The sequence below is a fragment of the Cupriavidus sp. 86D6 genome (assembly GCF_057815095.1).
On record NZ_JBYPSB010000013.1, the window covers coordinates 65,724 to 91,052 of the forward strand.

The following is a 25,329-nucleotide window of genomic DNA, read 5'->3' on the forward strand; positions in this document are numbered from 1 at the left end:
CTGCATCGGATGCACGCCCGGGACGAAATCCGCCCCAGGAGCGCACGTGCGGAGTGCCTTCCAGGAACGTTCTTGTGCCAGGGGACCACTGCGACAAACCGGCCCATTATATGGCGCTTCGCATACTCGAACAACATAGGATTTGACCGAAGTGCTTGCCATCGGCACAAATTTGTGCATGAGCTTTTTAGCCCCGATAGGCAACACAAACGGCAAGCCCCGATTGTCGGGCAACCGTCCTGCTGGCGCGCTTCAGCGGCGCGCCGGGGCGCGGCCGATCTTGTCGACGGGGATGATCGCGCGGCCCTGATCGTCAGTGGCCTGTTTGCCGCGGGCCGGGATTTTCCATGCATGGCCGTAGACAATCTCGAACGTCAGCGGGATCACGCCATCCTCGTTGCGCATGCGATGCAGGGCGGCAATCACGGCGCGGTGCCACTTGCGCCCGCGCAGCCCGACCGGGCCCGGCCGGCGCATGCCGCCGAAGGCGCGCACTTCGTCCAGCAGCTTTTCGGGCGATTCGTAGGTGACGGTCAGCGTCTCCATGTCCATCACGGGCGTGGACCAGCCGCTGTGCACGAGCATGTCGCCGATGTCGTGCATGTCGACGAAGCGCAGCGTGTGCGCGTCGAGGTCCACGTCGGCAAATGCGGCTCGCAATTCCTTCAAGGTGTCGGGGCCAAACAACGAGAACATGACGAGCCCGTCGTCGGCGGTGACCCGATGCCATTCCGGGAACACGCGGTGCGGCTCGGGATGCCAGTGCAGGGCCAGGTTCGACCACAGCAGGTCGAAGCTGGCCGCGCCAAAGGGCAGTGTGGCAAGATCGGCCTGCACCAGGTCGAACATCGGGCGCTTGCCCAGCAGCCGCCCCACCCAGCCGGGCCGGCGCTGTGGGTCTCGCCCGGCGGCCTGCTGCAGCATCGCGCCGGAGATATCGATTCCGGCAATCTGCGCATCGGGAAACCGCGCGCGCAAACCCGCCAGACCCTGGCCATGGCCGCAGCCGATATCGAGCGCGCGGCCCGGCGACAGCTTGACCACTTCCATCCGCTCCTGCATGCGCTGGCCTATCTCGCCAAGCAGGAAATCGAGCTGGCCGAAGCGCGGGCTACGGCGATCGAAGGCAAGCCGGGTCAGCCGCGCGGGCGGCAACCAGGCATCTGGGGAGTCGGAGGCATGCAGGGACACGGACAGGCGAGGCAGCAAGGGTCGAATCAGCAGGTGCGGCAAAGTGTCGCACCCTCGGAGACCGCACGGAGCGGGCCGGCGGAAGTATACGCGCCGGGACCCATGCGTGCCCGAAGGGTCTTTGCCGGACCGGCCGCACGGTTGTGGCGCGGGCTGTTGCCATCGGGCTGCCTGGTCTGCGGAGCCGTGCAGCGCGACGTGGTGTGCGCCGCTTGCGCCGATGCGTTGGCGCGGCCCGTATCGCGCTGCCCCCGGTGTGCCACGCCGGGCAGCCACGGCGCTTGCGGGCTGTGCGCGGACGACGATCCGCTCGATGCCACGCTGACGCTCGGCGACTACGCCACACCGTTCGACCAATTGATCCTGCAGCTTAAATTCGGCGGCCGGCTGCCCGCTGCGGGATGGATCGCCGACCGCCTGGCCACGGTGGCCCGCACCGGCCCCGCCCCCGATTTTTTCGACCTGCTGGTGCCGATCCCGCTGTCACCGGCCCGCCTGGCAGAACGCGGTTTCAACCAGGCCTGGGAAATCGCCCGCCCGCTGGCGCGTCACCTGGGCGTCCGCGCATCGGCCACGCTGCTGTCGCGTCGTCGCGACACAATCAGCCAGCGCACCCTGGACCTGGCCGCGCGCCAGGCCAATTTGCGACAGGCGTTCGTCGTCAGTCACAACACGTCACCGCACGGGCTGCATGTCGGCCTGATCGACGATGTGATGACCACTGGCGCCACGTTGCGCGAAGCCGCCCGGGTGCTGAAAGCGCACGGCGCGGCCCGCGTCACCGCGCTGGTGGCCTTGCGCACGCCGTGACACGACGCGGCGCACGCGGTAAGCTGCGCTCCGGTTTTTTGCTGCCATCCCATGTTCAACGTCGTCCTTGTCGAACCCGAAATCCCGCCGAATACCGGCAATGTGATCCGCCTGTGCGCCAATACGGGCGCGCAGTTGCATCTGGTCAAACCGCTGGGATTTCCGCTGGAAGACGCGCGCATGCGGCGCGCGGGGCTGGACTATCACGAGTACGCGACGATGCGCGTGCACGAAAGCTGGGACGCGCTGATGGCCGCCGAACAGCCCGACCCCACGCGCATGTTCGCGCTGACCACGCACGGCTCCACGCCGTTCGGCCAGGTCAGCTTCCAGCCGGGCGACTGGTTCGTGTTCGGATCGGAAACGCGTGGCCTGGCGCCCGAGCGGCGCGAGTGGTTTCCCGCCGCGCAGCGCATCCGCCTGCCGATGCGCCCCAACAACCGCAGCCTCAACCTGTCGAACACGGTCGCCGTGGTCGTGTTCGAGGCCTGGCGCCAGAACGGCTTCGCGGGCGGCGCCTGAGCGCGCCCACGCCAGACGCGTCCGGCGTCAGTCCTCCGGCTGCACGTTGGCGGCGCGGATCACCTTGTCCCAGCGTGCCTTCTCGCTGACCATCGTCTGCCGCAGCGATGCCGGCGCCGTACCGGCCGGCACGAAATACTGCGCGCGCATCTTGTCGCGCACGTCGGCGCTGCCGATGATCGTGACCAGTTCGCGATACAGTCGGTCCACGATCGGCGCCGGCGTCCCGGCCGGCGCAAGAATGGCCTGCCACGAGATCGCCTCGAAACCCGGATAACCCGATTCCGCCACCGTCGGCACCGAAGGCAGCAGGCCGGTGCGCCCCGACGACGTCACCGCCAGTATGCGCAGCTTGCCGGCCGTCACAAGCGGCATGGCAATCGCCGGCACCATGAAGCCCGCCTGCACCTGGCCGCCGACGATTGCCGTCGTGATCTGCGGAAATCCCGCATAGGGCACGTGCTGCAGGTCGATGCCGGCCATCGCCTTGAGCTGCTCCATCGCCAGGTGCGCCGCGCTGCCGTTACCGACCGACCCATAGTTCATCACGCCCGGCTTCGACTTCGCCAGCGCCACGAACTCGCGCAGGCTGTGCACGGGCAGCCGGGCATCGATGACCAGCACGTTGGGCGACGTGGCCACCAGCGTCACCGGCGCCAGCTGCTTCATCGGGTCATAGCTCAAATGGCGATACAGCGACGGCGCCGTCACCAGCGGGCCATTGATCGTGAACAGCAGCGTGTAGCCATCGGGCGCGGCCTTGGCCACCAGCCCCGTGCCGATATTGCCGCCCGCGCCGGGCCGGTTCTCGACCACCACGGACTGTCCCAGCACGGCAGCCAGCTTCTCGGTGACGATGCGGGCGATCAGATCCGGCGACGAGCCGGCCGGAAACGGCACGATCATGCGGATCGGCCTGGCTGGCCAGGTGTCGGCCTGCGCGAGCGCTGGCCACGCGAGCGCGGCGGCGCAGGTGGTCAGGGCCTGAAGTACCCGGCGGCGAGTGAATATGTCCATGCGGTTCTCGATGCGCTGGCCCTCTCCCCCGGCCCCTCTCCCGCCAGGCGGGAGCGGGGAGCGAACCGGCAGCCTTTGCTATGTGTTCGGTATGGCGGAAAGCGGGCCAGCAGCCGTTGCTATGCGTCCTGTGTGCTCCCCTCTCCCGCGCGCGGGAGAGGGGCGGGGGAGAGGGCCGGCCGTTCCATCACCCGATGCGTTACTCGTCCCGGGCGTCGCGCTGCAGCAAGCGGTCCACGGCATCGGCCGCCGGCAAGCCGTCGAACAGCACCGCGCACACCGCGCGCGTGATCGGCATCTCCACGCCCTTGCGCGCGGCCAGGTCGGCCACCGCCCGCGCGCAGCGCACGCCTTCGGCCACGTGGCCCAGGTCATGCAGGATCTGTTCGAGCGTCTTGCCGCTGGCCAGTTGCTGGCCCACCTTGCGGTTGCGCGACAGGTCGCCCGTGGCGGTCAGGATCAGGTCGCCCATGCCCGCCAGACCCATGAAGGTCTCCATGCGGCCGCCGAGCGCCAGGCCCAGGCGCGTCATTTCGGCCAGGCCCCGCGTCACCAGCGCCGCGCGCGCATTGAGGCCCAGCCCCAGCCCGTCGCTGGCGCCCGTGGCGATGGCCAGCACGTTCTTGACCGCACCGCCGACCTCGACGCCGATCAGGTCGTCGCTGCCATAGATGCGCATCGCGTGATGGTGGAACGCCGTCTGGGCCAGATCCGCCAGCGCGTGCGTCGAGCCCGCCACGGTCAGCGCGCACGGCAGCCCCTGCGCCACCTCCCGGGCAAAGCTCGGCCCGGTCAGCACGCCGTATTCGATCTCGCCGGGCGCCACGCCCAGCGCGTCGAGTTCCTCGCGCACCATCTGGTGCGGCAGCGCGTGGGTATCGGCCTCGAAGCCCTTGCATAGCCACAGCATGGCCAGCGGCCCGCGGCGGCGCGGCGCCAGCCGGCGCGTCATCTCGCGCAGGCCCGAAACCGGCGTGGCCACCACCAGCAGGCCCTGCGCGTCGGCCAGCGCATGATCGACGGCGCGGTCGAAATCGGCTTCGCAGGCCAGCCGGGGCGACAGCGTCACGCCGGACAGGTAGGTCGCATTGGTGCCTGTGGTGGCGATGTCGGCCAGCTGGTCCGCATCGCGCCCCCAGAGCACCACATCGTGGCGGGTATCGGCGGCAGCGTGGCTGGCCAGAGCGGTGCCCCATGCTCCGGCGCCCAGGATGGTCAGTTTCATGGCAGATCGAGGATCGGGCCGCACGGATGCGCGGTCATGCAGACAGTATGGATGTCACGGGAGCGTGGGCCATCAGAAAGCGCAAACGGGGCCGAAGCCCCGTTTTTCGTCTATTCCGGGCGTGGCGCGGATCAGTGGCGAGCCTGGCTGCCGTCCGGCAGCACGATGCCCGAGTCGCCGCCCTGGGCTTGCGCCTCTTCCATGGCAGCCTGCAGGCGTTGCTCGTACAGCGCCTGGAAGTTGATTTCCGACAGGTGGATGGCCTGGAAACCGGCACGCGTGATCACGTCGGCGATGTTGCCGCGCAGGTACGGGTACAGGATGGTCGGGCAGGCGATGCCCAGCAGCGGGTCCAGCTGCTCGGCCGGCACATTGCGGATATCGAAGATGCCGGCCTGATGGGCTTCCACCAGGAATGCCACCTTGTCCTGCACCTTGGTCGTCACGGTGCCCGTCACCACCACTTCGAAAATGCCTTCCTGCAGCTGGGCCGCGCCGACGTTGACCTGCACTTCCACCGACGGGGCTTCCGATTCGAGGAAGATGGCCGGCGAGTTCGGCTGCTCGAGCGACATGTCCTTCAGGTACACGCGCTGGATGTTGAAGAAGGGCTGGTCGTCCTGCTGGGTGGCTTGTTGCTGGTCGCTCATGAAAGGCTTCCGGATGGATCGGTTTGGGCGCGCTGCGCCATGCGCAGCCGGATGCCGAAGCCCCGGCTGTTTGGAAAGCGCATATGGTACATGACGCCGATGGCGAATTCACCGTACCGCGGCATTATCAGATTTATCGCTTGATCTGCTGCAGCGCAGCGAAGCCGGCGCCCCGCACCCGGCCGCGAGCGTCCGGCCGGCTCAGGCAGCCAGCAGCGGGACGAGGCCGCCCTGGCGATCCAGCGCGGACAGGTCGTCGAAGCCGCCCACATGGGTTTCGTCGATATAGATCTGCGGCACGGTACGACGGCCCGTACGGGTCATCATTTCCTCACGCCGGCCCGGCTCGCGGTCGATCAGGATCTTCTCGATCGTTTCCACGCCACGCTGCTTGAGCAGGCGCTCGGCCATCTGGCAATAGGGGCACACAACCGTGCTGTACATGACGACGCGGGCCATGCGGATTCTCCTTGACTGAAAAACAGCGGCGCGGACCGCCCAGGGCAGTACCGCGCCGCGTGCTGCATGTTGAAGGGGGCTGTTGTATTACTTGATCACCGGCAGGCCGGCCTGCTGCCACGCAGCCATGCCGCCTTCCAGCGCATATACCTCACTGTAACCGGCTTCCTTGAGGGCTGCTTGGGCCTTGCTCGAACGCTGGCCGTTCTGGCACACCACGATGATGGGGACCGCCTTATCCTTTGCAAGCCCGGCCGCGCGGTTGCCGATATCGGCAAGTGGCGCACTCTTGGCCTGGGGCAGATGGCCCTTGGCAAATTCGGCGGCGTCGCGGATGTCCACCACCACCGCGTTGCGCTTGTTGATCAGCTGCGTGGCGGCAGCCGTATTGACGCGCTTGCCGCCCGTGCCGGCCTTGATTTGCGGCCAGGCCAGCAGGCCGCCCGAGACCACGGCGATCGCGATCAGGGCCAGGTTGTTGTAATCGGCGAAGAAATTCACGTTGGCATTCCGTTGGGTTGGGTCGGCGGCATTATAAAATACGCGGTTTCGCGCCAGCGCCGATTATTTCGGGCGGCGCCTGCCACGCCCGGGCGTGACGCAGGCGCCGCGCGCCGCAGGTTACTTACTACCCTGGAAGCTGCAATGTACAAGCTCGTCCTCATCCGCCACGGCGAATCCACGTGGAATCTCGAAAACCGCTTCACCGGCTGGGTTGACGTCGACCTGACCGATACCGGCGTGGCGCAGGCCAGACAGGGCGGTCAACTGCTGAAGGAAGCCGGCTTCACGTTCGACGTGGCCTACACGTCGGTGCTCAAGCGCGCCATCCGCACGCTCTGGCACGTCCAGGACGAAATGGACCTGATGTGGATTCCGGTGCGCAATGAATGGCGCCTGAACGAACGCCACTACGGCGCCCTGGCCGGCCTGAACAAGGCGGAAACCGCAAAGAAGTATGGCGACGAGCAGGTGCTGGTGTGGCGCCGCAGCTACGACACGCCGCCGCCCGCGCTGGAGCCGACCGACGAACGCGCCTCGTTCAACGACCCGCGCTACGCCAGTGTGCCGCGCGAGCAGGTGCCGCTGACCGAATGCCTGAAGGATACGGTCGCCCGCGTCATGCCGCTGTGGAACGAATCCATCGCTCCCGACATCAAATCCGGCAAGCGCGTCGTGATTGCCGCCCACGGCAACAGCATTCGCGCGCTCGTGAAGTATCTGGATCAGATTTCGGATGACGATATCGTCGGCCTCAACATCCCCAATGGCACCCCGCTCGTCTACGAGCTGGACGCCGACTTGCGCCCCCGGCGCCACTACTACCTGGGCGACCAGGAAGCGATTGCCGCTTCGCTGGCCGCCGTGGCCAACCAGGGCAAGGCCCGCTGACCGCCGCCGGTGCGCGCACGCGCCGGCCCGGGCGGCATCCGGGTAGGCGCGCCACGGCCTTGTGTGGCCGCCCCCACCATGGTGTGGTGGCCCGCAGGTCTTTTTCTGCGCACCCTCTTATACTGTCGGTCAATCCGCGCCGGGCGTAACCCGTCCGGCCAGGGATTTCCCTTTCGCATCATCCACAAAAGCTCAGGCAGCCCTCATGCGTAAGACGCTCAAGAACATTAGCCTCGTCTCAGTCGGCGTCGTCGCCGGCGTGCTGGCCACGCTGCAAATCTCGGCCACCGCGCAGAACAGCTCGGGGCCGCTGCCGCTCGACCAGTTGCGGCTGATGTCCGACATCTTCGGGCAGATCAAGCGCGAGTACGTGGAGCCTGTCGACGACAAGAAGCTGCTGACCGAAGCCATCAAGGGCATGGTCGCCAGCCTCGACCCGCACTCGGCCTACCTGGACGAGAAGGACTTCAAGGAACTGCAGGAAGGCACCCGCGGCCGATTTGCCGGCCTGGGCATCGAGATTTCGCAGGAAGAAGGCCTGGTCAAGGTCATCAACCCGATTGAGGACACCCCCGCCTTCCGCGCCGGCATCCAGCCGGGCGACCTGATCACCCGTATCGACGACAAGCCCGTGCGCGGCCTGCCGCTGGAACAGGCGGTCAAGCGCATGCGCGGCGAGCCGGGCACCAAGGTCACGCTGACCATCTACCGCAAGAGCGAGGAACGCACGTTCCCGGTCTCGATCACGCGCGCCGAAATCCGCGTGCAGTCGGTCAAGACCAAGATGCTCGACAACAACACCATCGGCTGGGTGCGCCTGACAAGCTTCCAGGAACGCACCGTGGCCGACCTGGGCCGCCGCCTGAAGGACATGGCGGACAAGAACCCGAACCTGAAGGGCATCATCCTGGACCTGCGCAACAACGGCGGCGGCGTGCTGCAAGGCGCAGTGGGCGTGGCGGCAGCCTTCCTGCAGGACGACGCGACCGTGGTGTCCACCAACGGACAGGTGCCCGATGCCAAGCGCGTCTACAAGGCCACGTTCAACAACTACCGCCTGTCGTCGCTCGAGGACGATCCGCTCAAGGACCTGCCCGCGCAGTTCAAGAAACTGCCGATGATCGTGCTGACCAATGCCTACTCGGCATCGGCCTCGGAAATCGTGGCCGGCGCGCTGCAGGACCACAAGCGCGCGCTGATCATGGGCAAGACCACGTTCGGCAAGGGTTCGGTGCAGACCGTGCGCCCGCTGACCAACGACACCGGCATCAAGCTGACGATCGCGTACTACTACACGCCCTCGGGCAAGTCGATCCAGGCCAAGGGCATCCGCCCGGACATTCCGGTCGACCAGAACCCGGAAGGCGATCCGGATGACGCACTGATCACGCGCGAGATCGACACCGAGCGCCACCTGCACAACAAGCAGGAGTCGGAAGAGCCGGAAATGAACGAGCGCGAACAGCGCCGCGTGGACGAGCTGCGCCGCCTGGAAGAGGAAAACGCGAAGAAGACGCCGGAAGAACGCGAGAAGGATCGCAAGAAGAAGCCGGTGGAATTCGGTTCGGCCGAGGACTTCATGCTGCAGCAGGCCATCGCCCAGCTCGACGGCAAGCCGGTGCAGAAGTCGAAGTCGCGCCTGGAAGCCACGGGCACGGCCGGCAAGCCCGACACCAAGGAAGAAAAGGCAGGCAAGGCCCCGGCCAAGCCGGCCGCCAAGCCTGCTCCGGCTCCGGCCAAGCCCGCGCCGGCCAGCCAGCCGCCCGCGAGCGCGCCGATCGGCCAGCCGCTGGGCACGCCGACCGGTCAGAAGTAACGGATACGCGCTGCCCGTCCCCGGGCGCGCGGCGCGCTTCCCCCCTCATCCTGCGGCCCGCGGCATGCCACCGTCGGGCCGTTTTCATTTGCCGCCAAACCATGAACGACGATCAGCTGCTGCGCTATTCGCGCCATATCCTGCTGGATGAAGTGGGCATCGAGGGCCAGGAGCGTCTGCTGGCTGGCCATGCGCTGGTGATCGGTGCCGGCGGCCTCGGTGCGGCCGCCCTGCCCTTCCTGGCGTCGGCCGGCGTGGGCCGCATCACGATCGTCGACGACGACGATGTCGACCTGACCAACCTGCAGCGCCAGATCCTGCATACCACTGCCAACGTGGGGCGGCCCAAGGTGGAGTCGGCCCGGGAAGGGCTGCTGCGCATCAATCCGGACGTCGATATCCGCCCGGTGGGGCAACGCGTGGGCGATGTGGAGCTCGATGCACTAGTGGCACAGGCCGATGTCGTGCTCGATTGCTGCGACAACTTCGCCACACGGCAGGCCGTCAACCGGGCCTGCCTGAAGCATCGCCGGCCGCTGGTCTCGGGCGCGGCGCTGCGCTTTGACGGCCAGGTCAGCGTGTACGACCTGCGCGACCCCGAGGCGCCGTGCTACGGCTGCCTGTTTCCGCCGTCGGAACCGGCCCCGGAAGCGGCTTGCGCCACGATGGGCGTGTTCGCGCCGCTGGTCGGCATGGTCGGCACCGTGCAGGCGGCCGAGGCGCTGAAGCTGCTGACCGGCGTGGGCGAAACGCTGGCCGGCCGGCTGCTGATGGTCAATGCGATGACGATGGAATGGACCACGATGCGCCTGGCGCGCACGCCCGGCTGCGAGGTCTGCGGACAGGCGCATTAGGGCCGGCGAGGCAGGACGGGTACCGAACCGCGCAAGAAAAAGGAAAAAAAAGAATGTCGCCTGGAAACCTGGCGACCCGCGGTGGAGCCCCCTCCCCGCCGGGTCGCCATTTTTTTGGCGCAATGTGACTGGATGGAGACAAGAATCCGAATGAGAAGGGTTACCAACCCGCTCCGCACCGGGGCGTGGCGCCATCCTGCGCCACGCGCTTGCCCTGCCGCGCCTGCCGGTGATCGGTCACGCCGCGACTGGGTCGGAAGCCAGCGCGCTTATTGCTCGCCCGGTTCCAGCTGCGACTGCAGGTAGTTCTGCAGGCCGACCTTGTCGATCAGGTCCAGCTGCGTCTCCAGGTACTCGATATGCTCTTCGGTGTCCGTGAGGATATCGACAAGGAGTTCGCGGCTGACGTAGTCGCCAACGGATTCACAGTACGCAATGCCTTCCTTGACCGTGGCGTGCGCGGTCTGCTCCAGCTTCAGGTCGCACTTGAGCATTTCGGGCGTGTCTTCGCCGATCAGCAGCTTGTGCAGGTCCTGCAGGTTGGGCAGCCCGTCGAGCATCAGGATGCGGTCGATGAGCCGGTCGGCGTGCTTCATTTCGCCGATCGACTCCTTGTACTCGACATCACCGAGCTTCTTCAGGCCCCAGTGGCGGTACATGCGTGCGTGGAGGAAATACTGGTTGATCGCGGTCAGCTCGTTCTTGAGCTGGGCGTTCAGATGCTGGATGACCTTCTTGTCACCTTTCATTCGGGGCTCCTGATGCGGATGTTGCAGACCACAAACGGACCCGGCGAATGGACGAAGGCGACGAAATGCAGCGAGATGCAACGGTCGGGAACGACAAAACGCGCCGCGGACGAATCCGTGGGCGCGCTTTTCAATTCACGCGTTGTTCGGTGTGTGAACGCTTCCTGAATCAGGCAACCAGCGCGGTACGCTGGTCGTTCGCGACTGCCGGGTCACGAGCGTCCATTATGGCATGTGACGCAGCCGGCGAACAGGCTGAAATGTCAACGATCTGGATGGTCTTCACAGCGGCAACGCCTTCGCAAAGCACTTGCTTCGCGCAGTCGCGGCAGCGGCCGCAGCAGGTTCCCACGCCTAGCGTTTCGGCCAGCTCGTCGAGCGTGGTCACGCCAAGATGAGCGGCACCATGAATCTCATGGTCGGTAACCTGATTGCAGATGCAGACGTACACAACTTGCCTCCTGAGGGCTGGCGGCACCGGCATGCCGCACGCGATGAGAGGCAGAATAACAGAGATCGAAAATGATAACAATTCCCATTAATCCACATGGGAAGCGTCGTGCACAGCGCCATGGAAATGACCGGAAAAGGCATCTGGCACGCCACTTTTCGCATGGAAAAGTGGCGTCAGATCCGCCAACACCGAAACAAAAACCCTAAGGATTTAAGGGTTGTGCTATGCCGACAGCAGCTTCAGGGCCGCCGCCTGTTCCTCGGGCTCGTAGCAGGTCAGGATCTGGTCCACGACCTTGCACAGCCGCTCGCAGTCGGCGTGGATGACTTCCTGCTTCACCCGCAGCAGCTGGGCCGGATGCATCGAGAATTCGCGCAGGCCCATGCCCAGCAGCAGGCGGGTCATCGCCGGATCGCCAGCCATTTCGCCGCAGACCGCCACCGGCACGCCGGCGTGGTTGGCGTCACGGATGGTGCGTGCAATCAGCTGCAGCACCGCCGGATGCAGGGGGTCGTACAGGTGGGCCACGGCGTTGTCGGCGCGGTCGATCGCCAGCGTGTACTGGATCAGGTCGTTGGTGCCGATCGACAGGAAGTCCATCCGCTTGAGAAACAGCGGCAGCAGCAGCACGGCAGCGGGGATCTCGATCATCGCCCCGATCTTGATGCCCGGATCGTACGGCTGGCCGCGCGCGTCCAGCTGGCGCTTGGCCTGCTCGATCAGGTCCAGCGTCTGGTCGATCTCGCTGGCGTGGGCCAGCATCGGGATCAGCAGCCGCATCGGCCCGAACGCCGACGCCCGCAGCAGCGCGCGCAACTGGGTCAGGAACATCGCCGGTTCCGACAGCGACCAGCGGATGGCCCGCAGCCCCAGCGCCGGGTTCAGCGCGGTCTCGAAGTCTTCGCCCAGGCCGTCCAGCGGCTTGTCGGCACCCACGTCGATCGTGCGGATCGTCACGGGCAGGCCGTGCATGGCCTCCACGGCATTGCGGTAGGCCAGGAACTGTTCGTCCTCGTCGGGCATTTCGTTCCGGCGGTTCATGAACAGGAATTCCGAGCGGAACAGGCCCACGCCAACCGCACCGGCGGCCAGCGCCGCACCGGCATCCTCGGCCAGTTCGATATTGGCCAGCAGCTCGATTTCCAGCCCGTCCAGCGTGACGGCCGGCATGTGCCGCAGCCGCTGCAGCCGCTTTTTCTCCAGCGCGCGTTCGCTCTGGCGGTGGCGGTATTCCTCGAGAATGATGGCCGACGGATCCACGATGACCAGGCCGGCATCGCCGTCGATGATGATCCAGTCGTCCTGGCGGATCAGCTCGCTGGCGCTCTTGACGCCCACGGCGGCCGGGATGTCCAGGCTGCGCGCCACGATCGCGGTGTGCGACGTGCGCCCGCCTAGATCGGTCACGAACCCGTGGAACACCGTGTGCTTGAACTGCAGCATGTCGGCCGGGCCGATGTCGTGCGCCACCACGATCACGCCGGGCGCGGCCTCGCCATCGGGGGCCAGGGCCGGCACCGGCGCGGGGGCCAGCACGGGCGCGCCGGCCAGCACCTTCAGGATCCGCTCCACCACCTGCTGGATATCGGCCTTGCGCTCGCGCAGGTACTCGTCCTCGATTTCGTCGAACTGGCGCATCAGTTCTTCAAGCCGCGTGGTCAGCGCCCACTCGGCGTTGTACCGGCGCTGGAGGATCAGTTCCTCGGGCTCGCGCGACAACGCCTCGTCGTCGAGGATCATCGCGTGGACGTCCAGGAACGCGCCCATTTCCTCGGGCGCGTCGCGCGGCAGGTCGCGCTTCAGGGTCACCAGTTCCGCCCGCACGGCCGCGCGCGCCGCGCGTAATCGCTCCACCTCGGCGTCGAGACGGTCTTCGTCGACCAGGTAGTGCGAAACATCCAGCGCAGCCGGCGCCAGGATATGGCGCCCGCCCGATGGCGACCCCACGAGAAACCGGAATGCCGTGCAAGGCAAAGGGCATGACCCGCTCCGTCAGGAACGTTAAGGAATTCTAGGTGTGGCGCCAGGCCTCACTCGCCTTCGCCGAAGCGGTTGGCAATCAGCGCCAGCACGGCGTCCATCGCCTCCTGCTCGTCGGGGCCGTCGATTTCGATGGTGACCGTCGAGCCAATGCCGGCGGCCAGCATCATGACGCCCATGATGCTCTTGGCATCCACCTGGCGGCCGTTCCGGGACATCTTGACCTGGCTTTTGAAATTGCCCGCCAGCTGCGTCAGCTTGGCGGATGCGCGGGCATGGAGCCCGAGCTTATTGATGATGGTGGTGTCCCTCTGCAGCATATTTGTCGGGATGATTTGCGGTTTGATTCTGGACGGCGGTCGTGCCAATCTGCAGCACCCCTTGCGAGCCGCCGGCCAATGCCTTGGTGGCCAGCTGGTCAAGCTTTTCGGCGCGATAGCAGATCGCGCGCACGAGCATCGGCAGGTTCACGCCAGCCAGCACCTTGACGCGGCCCGGCTCGGCCAGGCGCGCGGCAATGTTGGCGGGCGTGGCACCAAAGATATCGGTCAGCACCAGGGCACCGTTTTCTTCGCATACCGCGGCCAGGCTGCGCTGGGCCTCGGCCAGCACGGCGGCCGGATCGGCGTCGGCGACGACGTCGATGGCTGCCAACCGGGGCGGCTGGCCACAGTAGACGTGGGCAGCGCAATCGCGCAGCGCCGAAGCAAGCGGCGCGTGCGCGATGATCAGAATTCCTGCCATGATGGTGAATCCGTTGGACTGCCCAAATTGTAGCAGGCAGCCTTGCGGCCTCTCCCGTGTTTATGTGCGCCCCGGCGACTGTGGCGCCTTCGCATCAACCCCGGCGTACCGCCCTGCCTGCCGGCTCAACGGCGGTCGCTGGCCACGGCCTCCTCCAGCGCGTCGATGAACATCGCCCCCACGTTGAAGCCGGTCTGCTGGGTGATTTCCTGGAAACAGGTCGGACTCGTCACATTTACCTCGGTCAGGTAGTCGCCGATCACATCCAGGCCCACCAGCAGCAGGCCCTGCTTGAACAGGCCCGGCGCCAGCGTCTCGGCGATCTCGCGGTCGCGCGCGCTCAGTTCCTGGCCGCGGCCCACGCCGCCGGCGGCCAGGTTGCCGCGAATCTCGCTGCCTTGCGGAATGCGCGCCAGCGAGTACGGCACCGGCTTGCCGCCGATCAGCAGGATGCGCTTGTCGCCCGCCTTGATTTCGGGGATGTACCGCTGGACCATCAGCGTGCGGGCGCCGTTGTCGCTGAGCGTCTCGACGATCGAACCCAGGTTCATGCCGTCGGCCCCCACGCGGAAGATGCCCATGCCGCCCATGCCATCGAGCGGCTTGACGATGATGTCCTTGTGTTCGGCGTGGAAGGCGCGGATGCGGCCCGCGTCGCGCGTGACCAGCGTCGGCGTGACGAACTGCGGAAACTGGGCAATCGCCAGCTTCTCGGAGTGGTCGCGGATGGCCTGCGGCTTGTTGAACACGCGCGCGCCCTGCTTTTCCGCCAGTTCCAGCAGCCAGGTGCTGGTCACGTATTCCATGTCGAACGGCGGGTCCTTGCGCATCAGCACCGCATCGAAGGTGGCCAGCGGCAGCAGCGCGGCCTCGCCCAGGCGGAACCAGTCGTGCGCATCGTCAAGCAGCGTCAGCGGCCGTGCCACGGCCTCGACCACGCCGGCCGACAGCGACACCTGCGACTGCAGGCAGAAGAACAGCTCGTGCCCGCGCGCCGCCGCCTCGGTCATCATGGCGTAGGTGGAATCCTTGTACGTCTTGAAGGTTTCCAGCGGGTCGGTGATGAAAAGGATGCGCATGATGGCTCGTCGCGTTGGCGTCAGGTGAAAAGCGTCCGGCGGGTTCGGATCGACCGCGCCGGACCGGGGGCGTGCGTGACAGGCGGGGGGGCGCCGCAGGTCAGAGGATCGGGTTGGGATCGGTCTTCTCGAGCTCCACCGAGGCTGCCAGCAGCGCCAGGCGAGCCACCACGCCATACATGTAGAAGCGGTTCGGCACCGCCGCGCCAGGCTTGGCGTGGCTGTCCGGAATACCGTTCGGGGCAAACGCCAGCGGCACGAAATGCATGCCCGGCGCATTCAGGTTCTCGTCGTTGCCGCGGCCCGTGTGCACGCGGTAGAAGCCGCCCACCACGTAGCGGTCGATCATGTAGACCACCGGCTCGGCCACGGCCTCGTTGACCTTCTCGAACGTGTGCACGCCTTCCTGGATGATGACGTCGGAGACCTCCAGGCCTTCCTTCACCACGCTCATCTTGTTGCGTTCCTTGCGGTTCAGGCCCTTGATCTCGGACGGGTCGCGCACGGTCATGATGCCCATGCCGTAGGTGCCCGCATCGGCCTTGACCACCACGTACGGCGTTTCCTTGATGCCGTACTCGCGGTACTTCTTGGCGATCTTCTTGAGCACGCCTTCGACGGAATCGGCCAGTTCTTCCTCGCCGATGCGCTCGTGGAAGTTCACGCCCGACTGGCGCGCGAAGTACGGGTTCACCATCCACGGGTCGATGTCGATCAGCTTGGCGAACTTCTTGGCCACTTCGTCATAGGCGGCAAAGTGGCTGCTCTTGCGGCGCGTGGACCAGCCGGCATGCAGGGGCGGCAGCAGGTACTGCTCGTTGATGTTCTCCAGGATCGGCGGAATGCCGGCCGAGAGGTCGTTGTTGAGCAGGATCGAGCAGGGATCGAAATCCTTGAGCCCCAGGCGGCGGCCCTTGGTGCCCAGCCGCGCCAGCGGCTCGACCACCAGCGTCTGGCCGTCGGGCAGTTCGATCGGGGTCGGTTCGGTGATTTCCTCGGACAGCGAGCCCAGCCGCACGTTCAGGCCAGCCTGGCGCATGATCAGCGACAGCCGCGCCACGTTCTGCAGGTAGAACATGTTGCGCGTGTGGCGTTCCGGGATCAGCAGCAGGTTCTTGGCGTCCGGGCAGATCTTCTCGATCGCGGCCATGGCGGCCTGCACGGCCAGCGGCAGCATCTCGGGCGCCAGGTTGTTGAAACCGCCCGGGAACAGGTTCGTGTCGACCGGGGCCAGCTTGAAGCCGGCATTGCGCAGGTCGACGGAACAGTAGAACGGCGGGGTATGTTCCTGCCATTCCAGCCTGAACCAACGCTCGATGGACGGGGTAGCGTCCAGGATCTTCTTTTCCAGTTCGAGCAGCGGACCGTTCAGCGCGGTGATGAGATGCGGGACCATATCCATCCTAAGGAATCAGCTTTATTGTCCGCCCCGATTGTAAGGGAACGGCTATCTGGCTGCAGGCTCGCCTTGCATAACCTTATGCGGAACCTGGCCAGGGATGGGGATATGGGGCTGATCGGCGGTTTTCAAACCCCGGAGCCGGGCCGGCCGGGGTGCCGCCGGGGGGCCGGAAGGGCCGCAGAAAAAAAAAGCGCGGCGTGGTGCCGCGCTTTCAAATGGCCTGACAGATACGGGGAGCGTTCTGCAGGTGGAGGAAACTGCCTCACTGGCACTCTATGCGCGCACCCCATTAAATACAATTGAGACTTTTTAAGATCCGATTTAAGCACCCTGCGAATAGGGCCGGCAGCCCTTGTCCCGCCTTGGGGCGTGCAAATCGGGCGGTTCCGCAGCGCGGAATGCCAGTCAGCGATCACACTGGGATTCCGCGCCGGAAAATAAAAAAGCCCCGGCGCAAGGCCGGGGCAAAACTCCTGAGAGAAGATTCCCAATCAGCTCTCCAGCACAACTCTGTTGTGGATATCAACCTTCATAGGCGGTTTCGCCGTGCGAAGTGATATCCAGGCCCTCGCGCTCTTCCTCTTCCGGCACGCGCAGACCAATCAGCATGTCCACCAGCTTGTAGGCCACCAGCGACACCACGCCCGACCACACGATCGTGGTCAGCACGCCTTCGAACTGGATCCACAGCTGGCCGGCGATCGAATAGTCGTCGGCCACCTTGTTGGCCACGTAGTCGTAGATGCCCACGCCGCCCAGGCTCGGTGCCGCGAACACGCCGGTCAGCAGCGCGCCGACGATACCGCCCACGCCGTGCACGCCGAACACATCCAGCGAGTCATCCATGCCCAGCATGCGCTTCAGGCCGGTCACGCCCCACAGGCACAGCAGGCCAGCCACCAGGCCCATCACGATCGAACCCATCGGGCCGACAAAGCCGGCTGCCGGGGTAATGGCCACCAGGCCGGCCACGGCACCCGAGGCACCGCCCAGCATCGACGGCTTGCCCTTGCCAATCCACTCACCGAAGGTCCAGGCCAGCACGGCGGCGCAGGTGGCCAGCAGCGTGTTGACGAAGGCCAGCGCGGCACCGCCGTTGGCTTCCAGGCCCGAACCGGCGTTGAAGCCGAACCAGCCGAACCACAGCAGCGACGCACCCACCATCGTGAAGGTCAGGCTGTGCGGGCGGATTGCCTCGCGGCCGAAGCCGATACGCTTGCCGAACATGAAGGCGCCCACCAGGCCCGCCACGGCGGCGTTGATGTGCACCACGGTGCCGCCGGCGTAATCCAGCGCGCCCTTCTGGAACAGCCAGCCCGACTTGGCCGTGGCTGCGGTTGCGGCAGCGGCGTCGGTGTAGGCGTCCGGGCCCGGCCAGAACCAGACCATGTGCGCCATCGGGATGTAGGCGAACGAGAACCAGAGCACCACGAACACCAGCACGGCCGAGAACTTGGCGCGCTCGGCGAAAGCGCCGATGATCAGGCCGCAGGTGATGCAGGCGAACGCGCACTGGAACGCGAAGAACACCAGTTCCGGGATCACCACGCCCTTGCTGAAGGTGGCCGCCACGGCATCGACGTTCAGGCCCTTCATGAACAGCCGGTCGGTGCCGCCGAAGAACGCATTGCCCTCGGTGAACGCGAAGCTGTAGCCGTAGATGGCCCACAGGATCGCCACCAGCGAGAAGATCACCAGGCACTGCATCAGCACCGACAGCATGTTCTTCGACCGGACCAGGCCGCCGTAGAACAGCGCCAGACCGGGCAGCGTCATCAGGATCACGAACGCCGTGGACACCAGCAGCCAGGCGGTATCGCCCTTGTTGGGAACAGGGGCCGGCGCGGCGGCGGGTGCGGCTTCGGCCGGCGCGGCGGCTGCCGGAGCCGCTGCCGCTGCCGCCGGGGCAGCCGCGGGCGCGGTGGCCGCTGCCGGGGCCGAAGCCTCGGCGGCGGGCTTGTCCTGCGCCACGGCATGGGTGGACAGGCCGAGGCCGGCCGTGCCGAGCGCCAGCGTCATCGCGCCAGCCGTCAGGAATCGCTTGAACCAGGTTTTCATGGGTCTAACCTCTGTCTCTCGTAGTTCTGTCGTCACAGCGCATCGCCGCCGGTCTCGCCGGTGCGGATGCGGATGACCTGTTCAACGGGGGCGACAAAGATCTTGCCGTCGCCGATCTTGCCGGTGCGGGCCGACTTCTCGATGGCCTCGATGGCGCGTTCCACCACATCGTCGGGCACCGCCACCTCGATCTTCACCTTGGGCAGGAAGTCGACGATGTACTCGGCGCCCCGATAGAGTTCGGTGTGGCCCTTCTGGCGGCCAAAGCCCTTGACCTCGGTAACCGTGATGCCCGATACGCCCACGTCCGAGAGGGCTTCGCGCACCTCGTCGAGCTTGAACGGCTTGATGACTGCAATGATCAGTTTCATTGGGGTTCTCCTTGAGGCGGCCCGATGGGCTCGGGCCGCCCGGCTGGGATGTGTGCTGTTTGCGTTAGAACGTCTTGGTGATCGATGCCCAGGCGGCTGCCTTGCCCAGGTAGCGGCCACGGTTGGCGCTGGTGTAGAACGACTCCTTGGCGTTGGTGTCCACATAGGCCACCGACAGCGCAAAGCCCTTGCCCAGGTCCTTGGTCAGGCCGATCTTCCAGTCCGTGTACGACGCGTCGCTGTGATGCGTCACGCCCTGGTAGCCCACGTGCGCGTTCAGCGTCAGATCCCAGAAATTGAGCGGCACGTTGGCCGACAGGTCGACGTAGTAGCTGTTCTTGCTGTCGTCGATGCCGAACAGGTTGGTCACCGCGTGCGAGTACTTCAGGAACACCGGGCCCCAGCCGATGCCGGCGTAGAGTTCGGTCGTGTACGGGCGGGTGGTCGTGTAGCCGCCCGGGTAGTAGTACTGCAGCACGCCGACGTCATAGTTGAATTCCTCGCCGCCAACGCCGAACTTGTTCTTGTAGCCGCCGTAGAAGTCCATTTCCACGGGCGCCGAGACCGACGAGTCCGCATCCTCGAGCCAGCTGATGCTCGAGTTCCAGTTGCCGACGTAGAAGCCGCTCTCGTGCGAATAGTCGAACCCGCCCTGGATGGCCGGACGCAGGTTGGTCTGGCTGATACCGCGATAGCGGTAGTCAGACACCAGCGACACGTTGGCACTGAATGTGTGGGGCGATGCCGGCTCGGCGGCGGGTGCGGCTGCCGGCGCGGCGGTGTCCGGGGCGGTCTGCGCGAACGCCACCGGGGCTGCCAGGCTCAACAGGACCGCAGCGGCGCTGACTGCGAGGCTCGACGTCTTCATCTGGTTCTCTCCTTTTCCTTGAAATCTTCGCGGGCTCGTTTTTGAGGATCTGCTGCTTTATTGCTTTGTGGTGTTGACGCTCCTGGCAATCGATACTGCAACAGCCGTGCCAGCCATCACCGCCCTGCGGCGACGCATGCCGGCAGCAGCGTCCACGGGGCTCCGGAACCACATGGAACGAGACCGCGCAGTGCCCTCGGCCGCGCCCGGAAAGCGTTAAAAGATGTGACCAGCCCTTGTCAGAGCTTTCATGGCGGGCGCCGAAGCGCCATAATCCGCGTCATGACGGGTCAAGTGCTGCGTGCTTGGCGTCCCGGTGAGACAGCCGGGCCAGCCCGGCGAGCAAGCGGCGCGATACGCCCCAGTCGGGTGCATCGGCCTGCTGGTCCCGTGTGCCAGGCGCCCCGGGCCGTCGCCCCAATGCGGTGCATGGCTGGCCGATTCGCCACTGCCCGTCGCCTGGGCCACTGCCTGCCCGGCGCGGCCTGACCCGAACGATCCATTGGTCACAACAGGAGCTTCACCATGAAACCGACCGATCTCTTCAACGACCTGCAGCAAAAGGTCAGCGAGGCGCTGCGCAATTCGCCGGCCAAGGACATCGAAAAAAACGTGCGCAGCATGATGACCCAGGGCTTTGCGCGGCTGGACCTGGTCACGCGCGAAGAATTCGACGTGCAATCGCAGGTACTGGCACGTACGCGCGCCCGGCTGGAGGAACTGGAGGCCCGTGTGGCCGCCCTGGAAGCCCGCGCCGGCGTCAATCCGCCACCTTCGACCGGGGTATGACCCCAAGGCGCCAGCCGCCTGCCCCGCATCGCCAGAAAGGCCACCGTCACCCGGTGGCCTTTTTCTTTAACAAATCCGCAAACGTATGAGCCTTGCAGTCCTGCGCAGCCGCGCCCTGAGCGGCATCGACGCGCCGCCGGTGTCGGTGGAGATCCATCTTGCCAATGGCCTGCCCGCATTCAATATCGTCGGGCTGGCCGATACCGAAGTGCGCGAAAGCCGCGAGCGCGTACGGGCGGCGCTGCTCAACAGCGACTTCGAGTTTCCGAACCGGCGTATCACGGTCAACCTTGCGCCCGCCGACCTGCCGAAGGAGTCGGGGCGCTTCGACCTGGCCATCGCGCTGGGCATTCTGGCCGCTGGCGGACAGTTGCCGGTGGAAGGGCTCGATGCGTTCGAGTTTGCCGGCGAGCTGTCCCTGGCTGGCGATCTGCGCCCGGTGCGCGGTGCCTTGGCCATGGCGATGGGCCTGGCGCGCGACAACCGGGCACGGATGGACGCCGGCCAGCCCCCGCGCGCGTTTATCGTCGCCATGGAAAACGGCCCGGAGGCCGCGCTGGTGGAGGATCTGACGGTCCATGCCGGCGCCACGCTGCGCGAGGTGTGCCATCACTTGGGGCTGCCGCCCGAGCAGGCACTACGGCGCGCCCGCCCGCCGCAACGGGTGGCCGATACGGGCGATGCGCCCGACCTGCGCGACGTGCGCGGGCAGCTGCAGGCCCGGCGTGCCATGGAAGTGGCCGCGGCGGGCCTGCATTCCGTGCTGCTGGTGGGGCCGCCCGGCACGGGCAAGTCGATGCTGGCCCAGCGATTTCCGGGGCTGCTGCCGCCCATGACCGAGGCCGAGGCGCTCGATGCCGCTGCCGTGCTAAGCCTGACGCCGGGCGGTTTCCAGCCATCGCAATGGGGCCGACGGCCGTTCCGCAGCCCGCACCACACCGCGAGCGGGCCCGCGATGGTGGGCGGCGGCGGCAATCCTCGCCCCGGAGAGATCTCGCTGGCCCACCATGGCGTGCTGTTTCTGGACGAATTGCCAGAGTTCGAGCGCCGCGTGCTGGAAGTCCTGCGCGAACCGCTGGAAACCGGCCACATCACGATTTCCCGTGCGGCGGCGCAAATCGACTTCCCGGCCCGCTTCCAGTTCATCGCGGCAATGAACCCGTGCCCGTGCGGCTACCTGGGACACCCCACCCGCATGTGCCGCTGCACACCCGACCAGGTGCAACGCTATCAATCGCGGATCTCGGGCCCGCTGCTCGACCGCGTGGACCTGCAGATCGAGGTACCCGCCCAGGGCCAGCACGACATCCTGGACGGCCCGCCCGGCGAACCGAGCGAAACGGTCCGCGCCCGCGCCGTGACCGCGCGAGACCGCCAGCTGGCGCGCCAAGGCATGCCCAACAGCGAACTGTCCGGCCGCGCCATCGACACCCACTGCCCGCTCGACAACGCCGCGCAGACCCTGCTGCGCGGCGCGATGGACAAGCTGGGCTGGTCGGCCCGCGCGTACTTCAGGGTGCTGAAAGTGGCCCGCACCATCGCCGACCTGGAAGGCGCCGAGGTACTGAACGCCGCCCATGTGGCGGAGGCGATCCAGTATCGGCGGGTGCTGCGGTCGGCTTAGCTTGGGGATTGAACAATGACTACTTCCGTTGCATTCGAATGGTTTTCCGAGTTCTGGTGGTGGATCGTGTTCGCGACGATCCTGCTTTCCGGCATTGGCGGTGGCATCGCCCGGTTCATGCAGTGGCGCACCGGAACCCGGGAGCCCGGCTGGATTACCAGCGCCGTCGTGGGGGTTGCCGCAGCATTTCTGGTGCCGATGTTCCTGAATTCGATTTCAAGCGCCTTGATCGCCCAATCCAGGGAACACCCGGAAAAGCTCTTCGTACTGATTGGCTTTTGCATTGCGGCAGCGTACTTCGCTCAGCAATTTATCGATTCAGTCGGCCGCAGGGCCCTGAGAATATCGCAAGAGGCAAAAGCCATTGCAGAGACGGCAGAACGCACGGCACGAAGTGCAACAGATCATGCGCATCGCGCGAACAATCGTGCAGTTGCCATGTGGAAAGTCATGCAGTTGGTCGACAACGGCCAGTATGCAGACGCACTTGCCGCAGCAGACCGCGTGTTGACTACGGACCCGGACCATGCGGGCTGCCTGGCATGGCGTGCCTACTGTCTGAAGCGTCTTGGTCGGGCTGCCGAAGCAGTAGCCGCCATCGACCGCGCGCTGGCGCTGGACGGCAGCGAGGTGTTTAGCTGGCTCTTCAACGCCGCGTGCTATCGCGCGCTAATCGATACACCATTTATCCAGATCAAACCCCTGCTGTTGCGAGCGTGGCACTGTGCCACGGCAAGCCAGCGCGACTGGCTTGTCGCCGCGCTCACGTCCGAGGACGATCTCGAGCGCGTGCGTCAGGATCCGGAATTCTCAGCCCTTGTCTCAATTTTCAAAAGGAATGCCACATGAGCGACACCCCTCCGACCCATTAAGCATGGCGTATCCCCAGACAAAAGGCCCGCATCGCGGGCCTTCGTCATGTCACACCGGCGGTTCCAGCGGCGGCGGGGGCGGTTCCTCGATGGGCGGCTGGTCCGCCGGGAAGCCGGGCGGGGGCGGCTCGTCGGGAGGGGGTTCGCGGTGGGCAGTCAGGGGGACATCGTGCATCGGGGGCTCCATGTACGCCGGGTCACTCCCCATTGAAGCAAACGCTGCCGCACTACGCCAGTCATTCGGCCGCCGGGGTGGCTTCAGGTGTGATGCCGGCGCACAAAGAACAGCGCGGTGCCCACGGCCACCAGCACGCCGCCGAAGAAGCGGTTCTGCCAGCGCACGGCGCGGGCGTTGCGGAACAGGCCCTGCATGCGCGACGCCAGCAGCGCGTAGCCGTGCATCACGATCAGGTCCACAAAGCACATCGTGGCGGCCAGGATGGCCAGCTGCACGCCCAGCGGATGGCCCGGGTCGATGAACTGCGGCAGGACCGCCACCATGAAAATGATGCCCTTGGGATTGGTGACATTGGTCAGCAGGCCCGTGGCAAAGCGGCGCCGACGGCTCATGACCGCCGTGCGTACCGCGCCGCCCTGGCCGTTGGCGCCGTCCTCCGGGATCGTCTCCACTTTGGATCGCCATTGCTGGACGCCCAGGTAGATCAGGTACATCGCGCCAATCGTCTTGACGACCAGGAAGGCTTCCTCGGACGCCAGCAGCAGCGCGCCAAGGCCGCCGCCGGCCACCAGCAGGATGATGACGAGGCCGGTCTGCAGGCCCAGGATCGTCGTCGACGTCTTCTTCAGGCCATACGACAGGCCATGGCTCATGGACAGCACCGCGCCCGATCCTGGCGAAACGGCGATCACCCAGCACGCGGCAAAATAAGCCAGCCACACTTCCCAACGCATCACTGCACTCCTGAAGGTAACAACGGTTAAAGACGAAAGGCTAAAGGCTAAAGGCTAAAGCCGGTTCAATCGGATCAAGCGGTCGAGTCTGCCTCAGAACGGGTGGAATCCGGTCAGGAACTGTTCGACCTGCTCGGCCTGGCGCGTATCGCGGGCGGCCTCACCCGCTTCCAGCACCACGGCCTGGTAGACGCGGGCGCCCGACGCCACCAGCCGCGCGGTGAGGCGGCGCGGCGCCTTGTCCTGCGGCGATACGCCGGCCACCGACACTTCCACGCCGGCTAGCGACACGGGCGGCTGGGCCGCCGACATCACCGTGACGGGGTGCGCCTGGGCCGGTGCCCCGGGGTGCGCACCCAGGTTAGCCACCAGTCCGGCCTGCATGGCGTCCATGGCTTCGCGGCGCATGGCGGCATCGTCGCTGGGCAACGTCACCACGCCCACCGCGAACAGCGTGCCCTCGATGTTCGCGGCATCCATGGTCATCGGCAGCTTGTGGCCGGCAATCGATACATCGCGCGCGGCGCTGGTCGGCTTGGCCGGATACATGGCGGTGTACTTGCCGTCGTTCGACACGATGGTCCGCCAGTCATAGCGCGGCGAGCAGCCGGCGAGCGCCAGCCAGAGCAGGGCGAGCAGCGGCAGCAGGCAATGACCGGGGCGAAACAGGCCGAGACGGGACGAGCTGGACGAACCGGGCGGACGGGGGCGGAGCGTGGATGGGGGCATCGGCATGGGCGGCGCATTCGTGCGCAAGCCGGTATTATCCGGGAAGCCGCCCGCCCGCGCATGTCCGACCCGTGGCTTTCATCGCCCATCGTCCCTTGCCGACCACCCAGGCGCCGGCCGGCCCGTTTTCCGTGAGGTGACCATGCCCTTCCGTTCCCTGCCCCGCCTTGCCGCACCGTGGCTGGCCAGCCTGGCCGCAGTGGCCGGCTTCAGCGCCGTGGCCGGCACCGTGCACCTGCCTCCGGTGACCGATATCGGCGCCCAGTCGGCCGCAGCCGCCAGGCAGGGCGAGCCGCTGGTGGTGCTGGTCAGCCTGCCCGGCTGTACCTATTGCGAGACGGTGCGCCGCAACTATCTGGGCCCGCAGGTGGCGGCCGGGGACATTGCCGCGCGGGAAATCGACATGACGGCCGATACGCCGATCCGTGACGTCGATGGCACCATGACCACCGCCAAACGCTGGGCGCAGGCCCACAACATCTCGGTCGCCCCGACCGTGATGTTCCTGGACCCGCACGGCCGCAACCTGGCCAAGCCGCTGCGCGGCATGCAGCCCGATTTCTATGGTGCCTACCTGGAGCAGGCCATCGACGAGGCCCGCGCCAAGGTGGCCGCCCGGCCCGGCGCGCAGCAGTAGCGCGGGCACACGCTTCCATATTGCGGCGAATTGCCGCAGCCCCGGCGGGCTTGACCGTCCACGATGCCGGCTTCCGCGCCCGGCAGTAGAATAGCCGCTGTCCGATGGCTGTCCCGGTACCGTTA

Annotated in this window: 27 protein-coding genes and 1 pseudogene; 9 read left to right on the forward strand and 19 right to left on the reverse strand. The window is 66.3% G+C overall.

Annotation, left to right across the window (positions count from 1 at the left end):
- Positions 1 to 252 precede the first annotated feature (252 nt).
- Positions 253 to 1,191 carry a methyltransferase domain-containing protein gene (locus tag AC3G88_RS23025; protein ID WP_488894009.1) on the reverse strand — a complete coding sequence of 313 codons (939 nt, stop codon included), beginning with the start codon at positions 1,189 to 1,191 and terminating at the stop codon, positions 253 to 255.
- Positions 1,192 to 1,293: 102 nt separating this feature from the next.
- Here AC3G88_RS23025 and AC3G88_RS23030 point away from each other — a divergent pair, with 102 nt between their 5' ends.
- Both AC3G88_RS23030 and trmL read left to right on the forward strand, forming a co-directional pair.
- Complete coding sequence (locus AC3G88_RS23030) at positions 1,294 to 2,001, forward strand: ComFC family protein (protein WP_488894010.1); 708 nt, start codon at positions 1,294 to 1,296, stop codon at positions 1,999 to 2,001.
- Positions 2,002 to 2,052: 51 nt separating this feature from the next.
- A complete protein-coding gene (gene trmL / locus AC3G88_RS23035) occupies positions 2,053 to 2,523 on the forward strand; it encodes a tRNA (uridine(34)/cytosine(34)/5-carboxymethylaminomethyluridine(34)-2'-O)-methyltransferase TrmL (protein ID WP_101679962.1) in 471 nt (156 codons plus the stop codon).
- A gap of 27 nt (positions 2,524 to 2,550) precedes the next feature.
- On the opposite strand, the gene AC3G88_RS23040 is transcribed toward trmL, so the two are convergent.
- The 5 genes from AC3G88_RS23040 to AC3G88_RS23060 all read right to left on the reverse strand — a co-directional run bounded on the left by AC3G88_RS23040 (position 2,551) and on the right by AC3G88_RS23060 (position 6,375).
- On the reverse strand, positions 2,551 to 3,534 hold the full coding sequence (locus tag AC3G88_RS23040; RefSeq protein WP_488894052.1) for a Bug family tripartite tricarboxylate transporter substrate binding protein: 984 nt from the start codon (positions 3,532 to 3,534) through the stop codon (positions 2,551 to 2,553).
- Between the two features lie 205 nt (positions 3,535 to 3,739).
- The gene (locus AC3G88_RS23045) at positions 3,740 to 4,765 is read right to left on the reverse strand and encodes an NAD(P)H-dependent glycerol-3-phosphate dehydrogenase (protein WP_488894011.1); all 1,026 of its coding nucleotides are present in this window, start codon (positions 4,763 to 4,765) and stop codon (positions 3,740 to 3,742) included.
- 131 nt (positions 4,766 to 4,896) lie between these two features.
- Positions 4,897 to 5,415 carry a protein-export chaperone SecB gene (secB, locus tag AC3G88_RS23050; protein ID WP_066739790.1) on the reverse strand — a complete coding sequence of 173 codons (519 nt, stop codon included), beginning with the start codon at positions 5,413 to 5,415 and terminating at the stop codon, positions 4,897 to 4,899.
- A 201-nt stretch (positions 5,416 to 5,616) separates the two neighbouring features.
- Positions 5,617 to 5,874, reverse strand: coding sequence for a glutaredoxin 3 (gene grxC, locus AC3G88_RS23055; protein ID WP_066739793.1), 258 nt, complete (start codon positions 5,872 to 5,874; stop codon positions 5,617 to 5,619).
- Positions 5,875 to 5,961: 87 nt separating this feature from the next.
- Positions 5,962 to 6,375, reverse strand: a complete 414-nt coding sequence (locus tag AC3G88_RS23060; RefSeq protein ID WP_249640892.1) for a rhodanese-like domain-containing protein — start codon at positions 6,373 to 6,375, stop codon at positions 5,962 to 5,964.
- Between the two features lie 144 nt (positions 6,376 to 6,519).
- Between AC3G88_RS23060 and gpmA the strand changes: the two genes are divergently transcribed.
- The 3 genes from gpmA (at position 6,520) to AC3G88_RS23075 (ending at position 9,936) form a co-directional block, all read left to right on the forward strand.
- Positions 6,520 to 7,266: a 2,3-diphosphoglycerate-dependent phosphoglycerate mutase gene (gene gpmA / locus AC3G88_RS23065; protein ID WP_488894012.1), complete on the forward strand. Its 747-nt coding sequence runs from the start codon at positions 6,520 to 6,522 to the stop codon at positions 7,264 to 7,266.
- Positions 7,267 to 7,471: 205 nt separating this feature from the next.
- A complete protein-coding gene (locus tag AC3G88_RS23070) occupies positions 7,472 to 9,082 on the forward strand; it encodes a S41 family peptidase (RefSeq protein WP_488771418.1) in 1,611 nt (536 codons plus the stop codon).
- A 101-nt stretch (positions 9,083 to 9,183) separates the two neighbouring features.
- Positions 9,184 to 9,936 carry a HesA/MoeB/ThiF family protein gene (locus AC3G88_RS23075; protein WP_488894013.1) on the forward strand — a complete coding sequence of 251 codons (753 nt, stop codon included), beginning with the start codon at positions 9,184 to 9,186 and terminating at the stop codon, positions 9,934 to 9,936.
- Between the two features lie 269 nt (positions 9,937 to 10,205).
- Here AC3G88_RS23075 and bfr read toward each other — a convergent pair whose 3' ends face one another.
- The 10 genes and pseudogenes from bfr to AC3G88_RS23125 all read right to left on the reverse strand — a co-directional run bounded on the left by bfr (position 10,206) and on the right by AC3G88_RS23125 (position 19,641).
- Positions 10,206 to 10,685 carry a bacterioferritin gene (gene bfr / locus AC3G88_RS23080; RefSeq protein WP_092603115.1) on the reverse strand — a complete coding sequence of 160 codons (480 nt, stop codon included), beginning with the start codon at positions 10,683 to 10,685 and terminating at the stop codon, positions 10,206 to 10,208.
- Between the two features lie 169 nt (positions 10,686 to 10,854).
- Positions 10,855 to 11,136 carry a (2Fe-2S)-binding protein gene (locus AC3G88_RS23085; protein WP_488771420.1) on the reverse strand — a complete coding sequence of 94 codons (282 nt, stop codon included), beginning with the start codon at positions 11,134 to 11,136 and terminating at the stop codon, positions 10,855 to 10,857.
- 225 nt (positions 11,137 to 11,361) lie between these two features.
- Positions 11,362 to 13,120, reverse strand: a pseudogene (gene ptsP / locus AC3G88_RS23090) (phosphoenolpyruvate--protein phosphotransferase).
- A gap of 49 nt (positions 13,121 to 13,169) precedes the next feature.
- Positions 13,170 to 13,439 (reverse strand): HPr family phosphocarrier protein, encoded by a 270-nt coding sequence (locus AC3G88_RS23095; protein WP_092603109.1) that lies wholly within the window; start codon positions 13,437 to 13,439, stop codon positions 13,170 to 13,172.
- Positions 13,408 to 13,863, reverse strand: a complete 456-nt coding sequence (locus AC3G88_RS23100; protein ID WP_153949029.1) for a PTS sugar transporter subunit IIA — start codon at positions 13,861 to 13,863, stop codon at positions 13,408 to 13,410. The genes AC3G88_RS23095 and AC3G88_RS23100 overlap by 32 nt, the downstream gene beginning before the upstream one ends.
- A 125-nt stretch (positions 13,864 to 13,988) precedes the next feature.
- Positions 13,989 to 14,942 (reverse strand): glutathione synthase, encoded by a 954-nt coding sequence (gene gshB, locus AC3G88_RS23105; protein ID WP_488894014.1) that lies wholly within the window; start codon positions 14,940 to 14,942, stop codon positions 13,989 to 13,991.
- 100 nt (positions 14,943 to 15,042) lie between these two features.
- Positions 15,043 to 16,338, reverse strand: coding sequence for a glutamate--cysteine ligase (gene gshA, locus AC3G88_RS23110; RefSeq protein WP_066739913.1), 1,296 nt, complete (start codon positions 16,336 to 16,338; stop codon positions 15,043 to 15,045).
- Positions 16,339 to 16,866: 528 nt separating this feature from the next.
- A complete protein-coding gene (locus AC3G88_RS23115) occupies positions 16,867 to 18,402 on the reverse strand; it encodes an ammonium transporter (RefSeq protein WP_488894015.1) in 1,536 nt (511 codons plus the stop codon).
- A gap of 32 nt (positions 18,403 to 18,434) precedes the next feature.
- A complete protein-coding gene (locus tag AC3G88_RS23120) occupies positions 18,435 to 18,773 on the reverse strand; it encodes a P-II family nitrogen regulator (protein ID WP_066739826.1) in 339 nt (112 codons plus the stop codon).
- A gap of 64 nt (positions 18,774 to 18,837) precedes the next feature.
- On the reverse strand, positions 18,838 to 19,641 hold the full coding sequence (locus AC3G88_RS23125; protein ID WP_488771425.1) for a TorF family putative porin: 804 nt from the start codon (positions 19,639 to 19,641) through the stop codon (positions 18,838 to 18,840).
- A 525-nt stretch (positions 19,642 to 20,166) separates the two neighbouring features.
- Here AC3G88_RS23125 and AC3G88_RS23130 point away from each other — a divergent pair.
- The 3 genes from AC3G88_RS23130 to AC3G88_RS23140 all read left to right on the forward strand — a co-directional run bounded on the left by AC3G88_RS23130 (position 20,167) and on the right by AC3G88_RS23140 (position 22,903).
- A complete protein-coding gene (locus AC3G88_RS23130) occupies positions 20,167 to 20,430 on the forward strand; it encodes an accessory factor UbiK family protein (protein WP_066739835.1) in 264 nt (87 codons plus the stop codon).
- A gap of 85 nt (positions 20,431 to 20,515) precedes the next feature.
- Positions 20,516 to 22,054 (forward strand): YifB family Mg chelatase-like AAA ATPase, encoded by a 1,539-nt coding sequence (locus tag AC3G88_RS23135; protein WP_488894016.1) that lies wholly within the window; start codon positions 20,516 to 20,518, stop codon positions 22,052 to 22,054.
- Positions 22,055 to 22,069: 15 nt separating this feature from the next.
- Positions 22,070 to 22,903 carry a YEATS-associated helix-containing protein gene (locus AC3G88_RS23140; RefSeq protein ID WP_488771428.1) on the forward strand — a complete coding sequence of 278 codons (834 nt, stop codon included), beginning with the start codon at positions 22,070 to 22,072 and terminating at the stop codon, positions 22,901 to 22,903.
- Positions 22,904 to 22,975: 72 nt separating this feature from the next.
- Here the strand turns inward: AC3G88_RS23140 and AC3G88_RS23145 are convergent, their stop codons facing one another.
- From AC3G88_RS23145 to AC3G88_RS23155, 3 genes are all read right to left on the reverse strand, one after another.
- Positions 22,976 to 23,101, reverse strand: a complete 126-nt coding sequence (locus AC3G88_RS23145) for a hypothetical protein (protein ID WP_302847671.1) — start codon at positions 23,099 to 23,101, stop codon at positions 22,976 to 22,978.
- An 83-nt stretch (positions 23,102 to 23,184) separates the two neighbouring features.
- On the reverse strand, positions 23,185 to 23,838 hold the full coding sequence (locus AC3G88_RS23150) for a LysE family transporter (RefSeq protein WP_488894017.1): 654 nt from the start codon (positions 23,836 to 23,838) through the stop codon (positions 23,185 to 23,187).
- A gap of 93 nt (positions 23,839 to 23,931) precedes the next feature.
- Positions 23,932 to 24,573 (reverse strand): hypothetical protein, encoded by a 642-nt coding sequence (locus tag AC3G88_RS23155; RefSeq protein WP_488894018.1) that lies wholly within the window; start codon positions 24,571 to 24,573, stop codon positions 23,932 to 23,934.
- A 136-nt stretch (positions 24,574 to 24,709) separates the two neighbouring features.
- Here AC3G88_RS23155 and AC3G88_RS23160 point away from each other — a divergent pair, with 136 nt between their 5' ends.
- Entirely contained in the window at positions 24,710 to 25,204 is a 495-nt protein-coding gene (locus AC3G88_RS23160) for a thioredoxin fold domain-containing protein (RefSeq protein WP_488894019.1), read from the forward strand.
- Positions 25,205 to 25,329: the final 125 nt, after the last annotated feature.

Bases quoted from the DNA above. Each gene is read 5' to 3' on its own strand.
- bfr (WP_092603115.1), bottom strand. From the start codon at position 10,685: ATGAAAGGTGACAAGAAGGTCATCCAGCATCTGAACGCCCAGCTCAAG.
- AC3G88_RS23150 (WP_488894017.1), bottom strand. From the start codon at position 23,838: ATGCGTTGGGAAGTGTGGCTGGCTTATTTTGCCGCGTGCTGGGTGATC.
- AC3G88_RS23115 (WP_488894015.1), bottom strand. From the start codon at position 18,402: ATGAAAACCTGGTTCAAGCGATTCCTGACGGCTGGCGCGATGACGCTG.
- AC3G88_RS23130 (WP_066739835.1), top strand. From the start codon at position 20,167: ATGAAACCGACCGATCTCTTCAACGACCTGCAGCAAAAGGTCAGCGAG.
- gshB (WP_488894014.1), bottom strand. From the start codon at position 14,942: ATGCGCATCCTTTTCATCACCGACCCGCTGGAAACCTTCAAGACGTAC.
- AC3G88_RS23120 (WP_066739826.1), bottom strand. From the start codon at position 18,773: ATGAAACTGATCATTGCAGTCATCAAGCCGTTCAAGCTCGACGAGGTG.
- AC3G88_RS23070 (WP_488771418.1), top strand. From the start codon at position 7,472: ATGCGTAAGACGCTCAAGAACATTAGCCTCGTCTCAGTCGGCGTCGTC.
- AC3G88_RS23155 (WP_488894018.1), bottom strand. From the start codon at position 24,573: ATGCCGATGCCCCCATCCACGCTCCGCCCCCGTCCGCCCGGTTCGTCC.
- trmL (WP_101679962.1), top strand. From the start codon at position 2,053: ATGTTCAACGTCGTCCTTGTCGAACCCGAAATCCCGCCGAATACCGGC.
- gshA (WP_066739913.1), bottom strand. From the start codon at position 16,338: ATGGTCCCGCATCTCATCACCGCGCTGAACGGTCCGCTGCTCGAACTG.
- AC3G88_RS23030 (WP_488894010.1), top strand. From the start codon at position 1,294: ATGCGTGCCCGAAGGGTCTTTGCCGGACCGGCCGCACGGTTGTGGCGC.
- AC3G88_RS23045 (WP_488894011.1), bottom strand. From the start codon at position 4,765: ATGAAACTGACCATCCTGGGCGCCGGAGCATGGGGCACCGCTCTGGCC.
- AC3G88_RS23160 (WP_488894019.1), top strand. From the start codon at position 24,710: ATGCCCTTCCGTTCCCTGCCCCGCCTTGCCGCACCGTGGCTGGCCAGC.
- AC3G88_RS23100 (WP_153949029.1), bottom strand. From the start codon at position 13,863: ATGGCAGGAATTCTGATCATCGCGCACGCGCCGCTTGCTTCGGCGCTG.
- AC3G88_RS23125 (WP_488771425.1), bottom strand. From the start codon at position 19,641: ATGAAGACGTCGAGCCTCGCAGTCAGCGCCGCTGCGGTCCTGTTGAGC.
- AC3G88_RS23095 (WP_092603109.1), bottom strand. From the start codon at position 13,439: ATGCTGCAGAGGGACACCACCATCATCAATAAGCTCGGGCTCCATGCC.
- AC3G88_RS23140 (WP_488771428.1), top strand. From the start codon at position 22,070: ATGACTACTTCCGTTGCATTCGAATGGTTTTCCGAGTTCTGGTGGTGG.
- gpmA (WP_488894012.1), top strand. From the start codon at position 6,520: ATGTACAAGCTCGTCCTCATCCGCCACGGCGAATCCACGTGGAATCTC.
- grxC (WP_066739793.1), bottom strand. From the start codon at position 5,874: ATGGCCCGCGTCGTCATGTACAGCACGGTTGTGTGCCCCTATTGCCAG.
- secB (WP_066739790.1), bottom strand. From the start codon at position 5,415: ATGAGCGACCAGCAACAAGCCACCCAGCAGGACGACCAGCCCTTCTTC.
- AC3G88_RS23075 (WP_488894013.1), top strand. From the start codon at position 9,184: ATGAACGACGATCAGCTGCTGCGCTATTCGCGCCATATCCTGCTGGAT.
- AC3G88_RS23135 (WP_488894016.1), top strand. From the start codon at position 20,516: ATGAGCCTTGCAGTCCTGCGCAGCCGCGCCCTGAGCGGCATCGACGCG.
- AC3G88_RS23145 (WP_302847671.1), bottom strand. From the start codon at position 23,101: ATGCACGATGTCCCCCTGACTGCCCACCGCGAACCCCCTCCCGACGAG.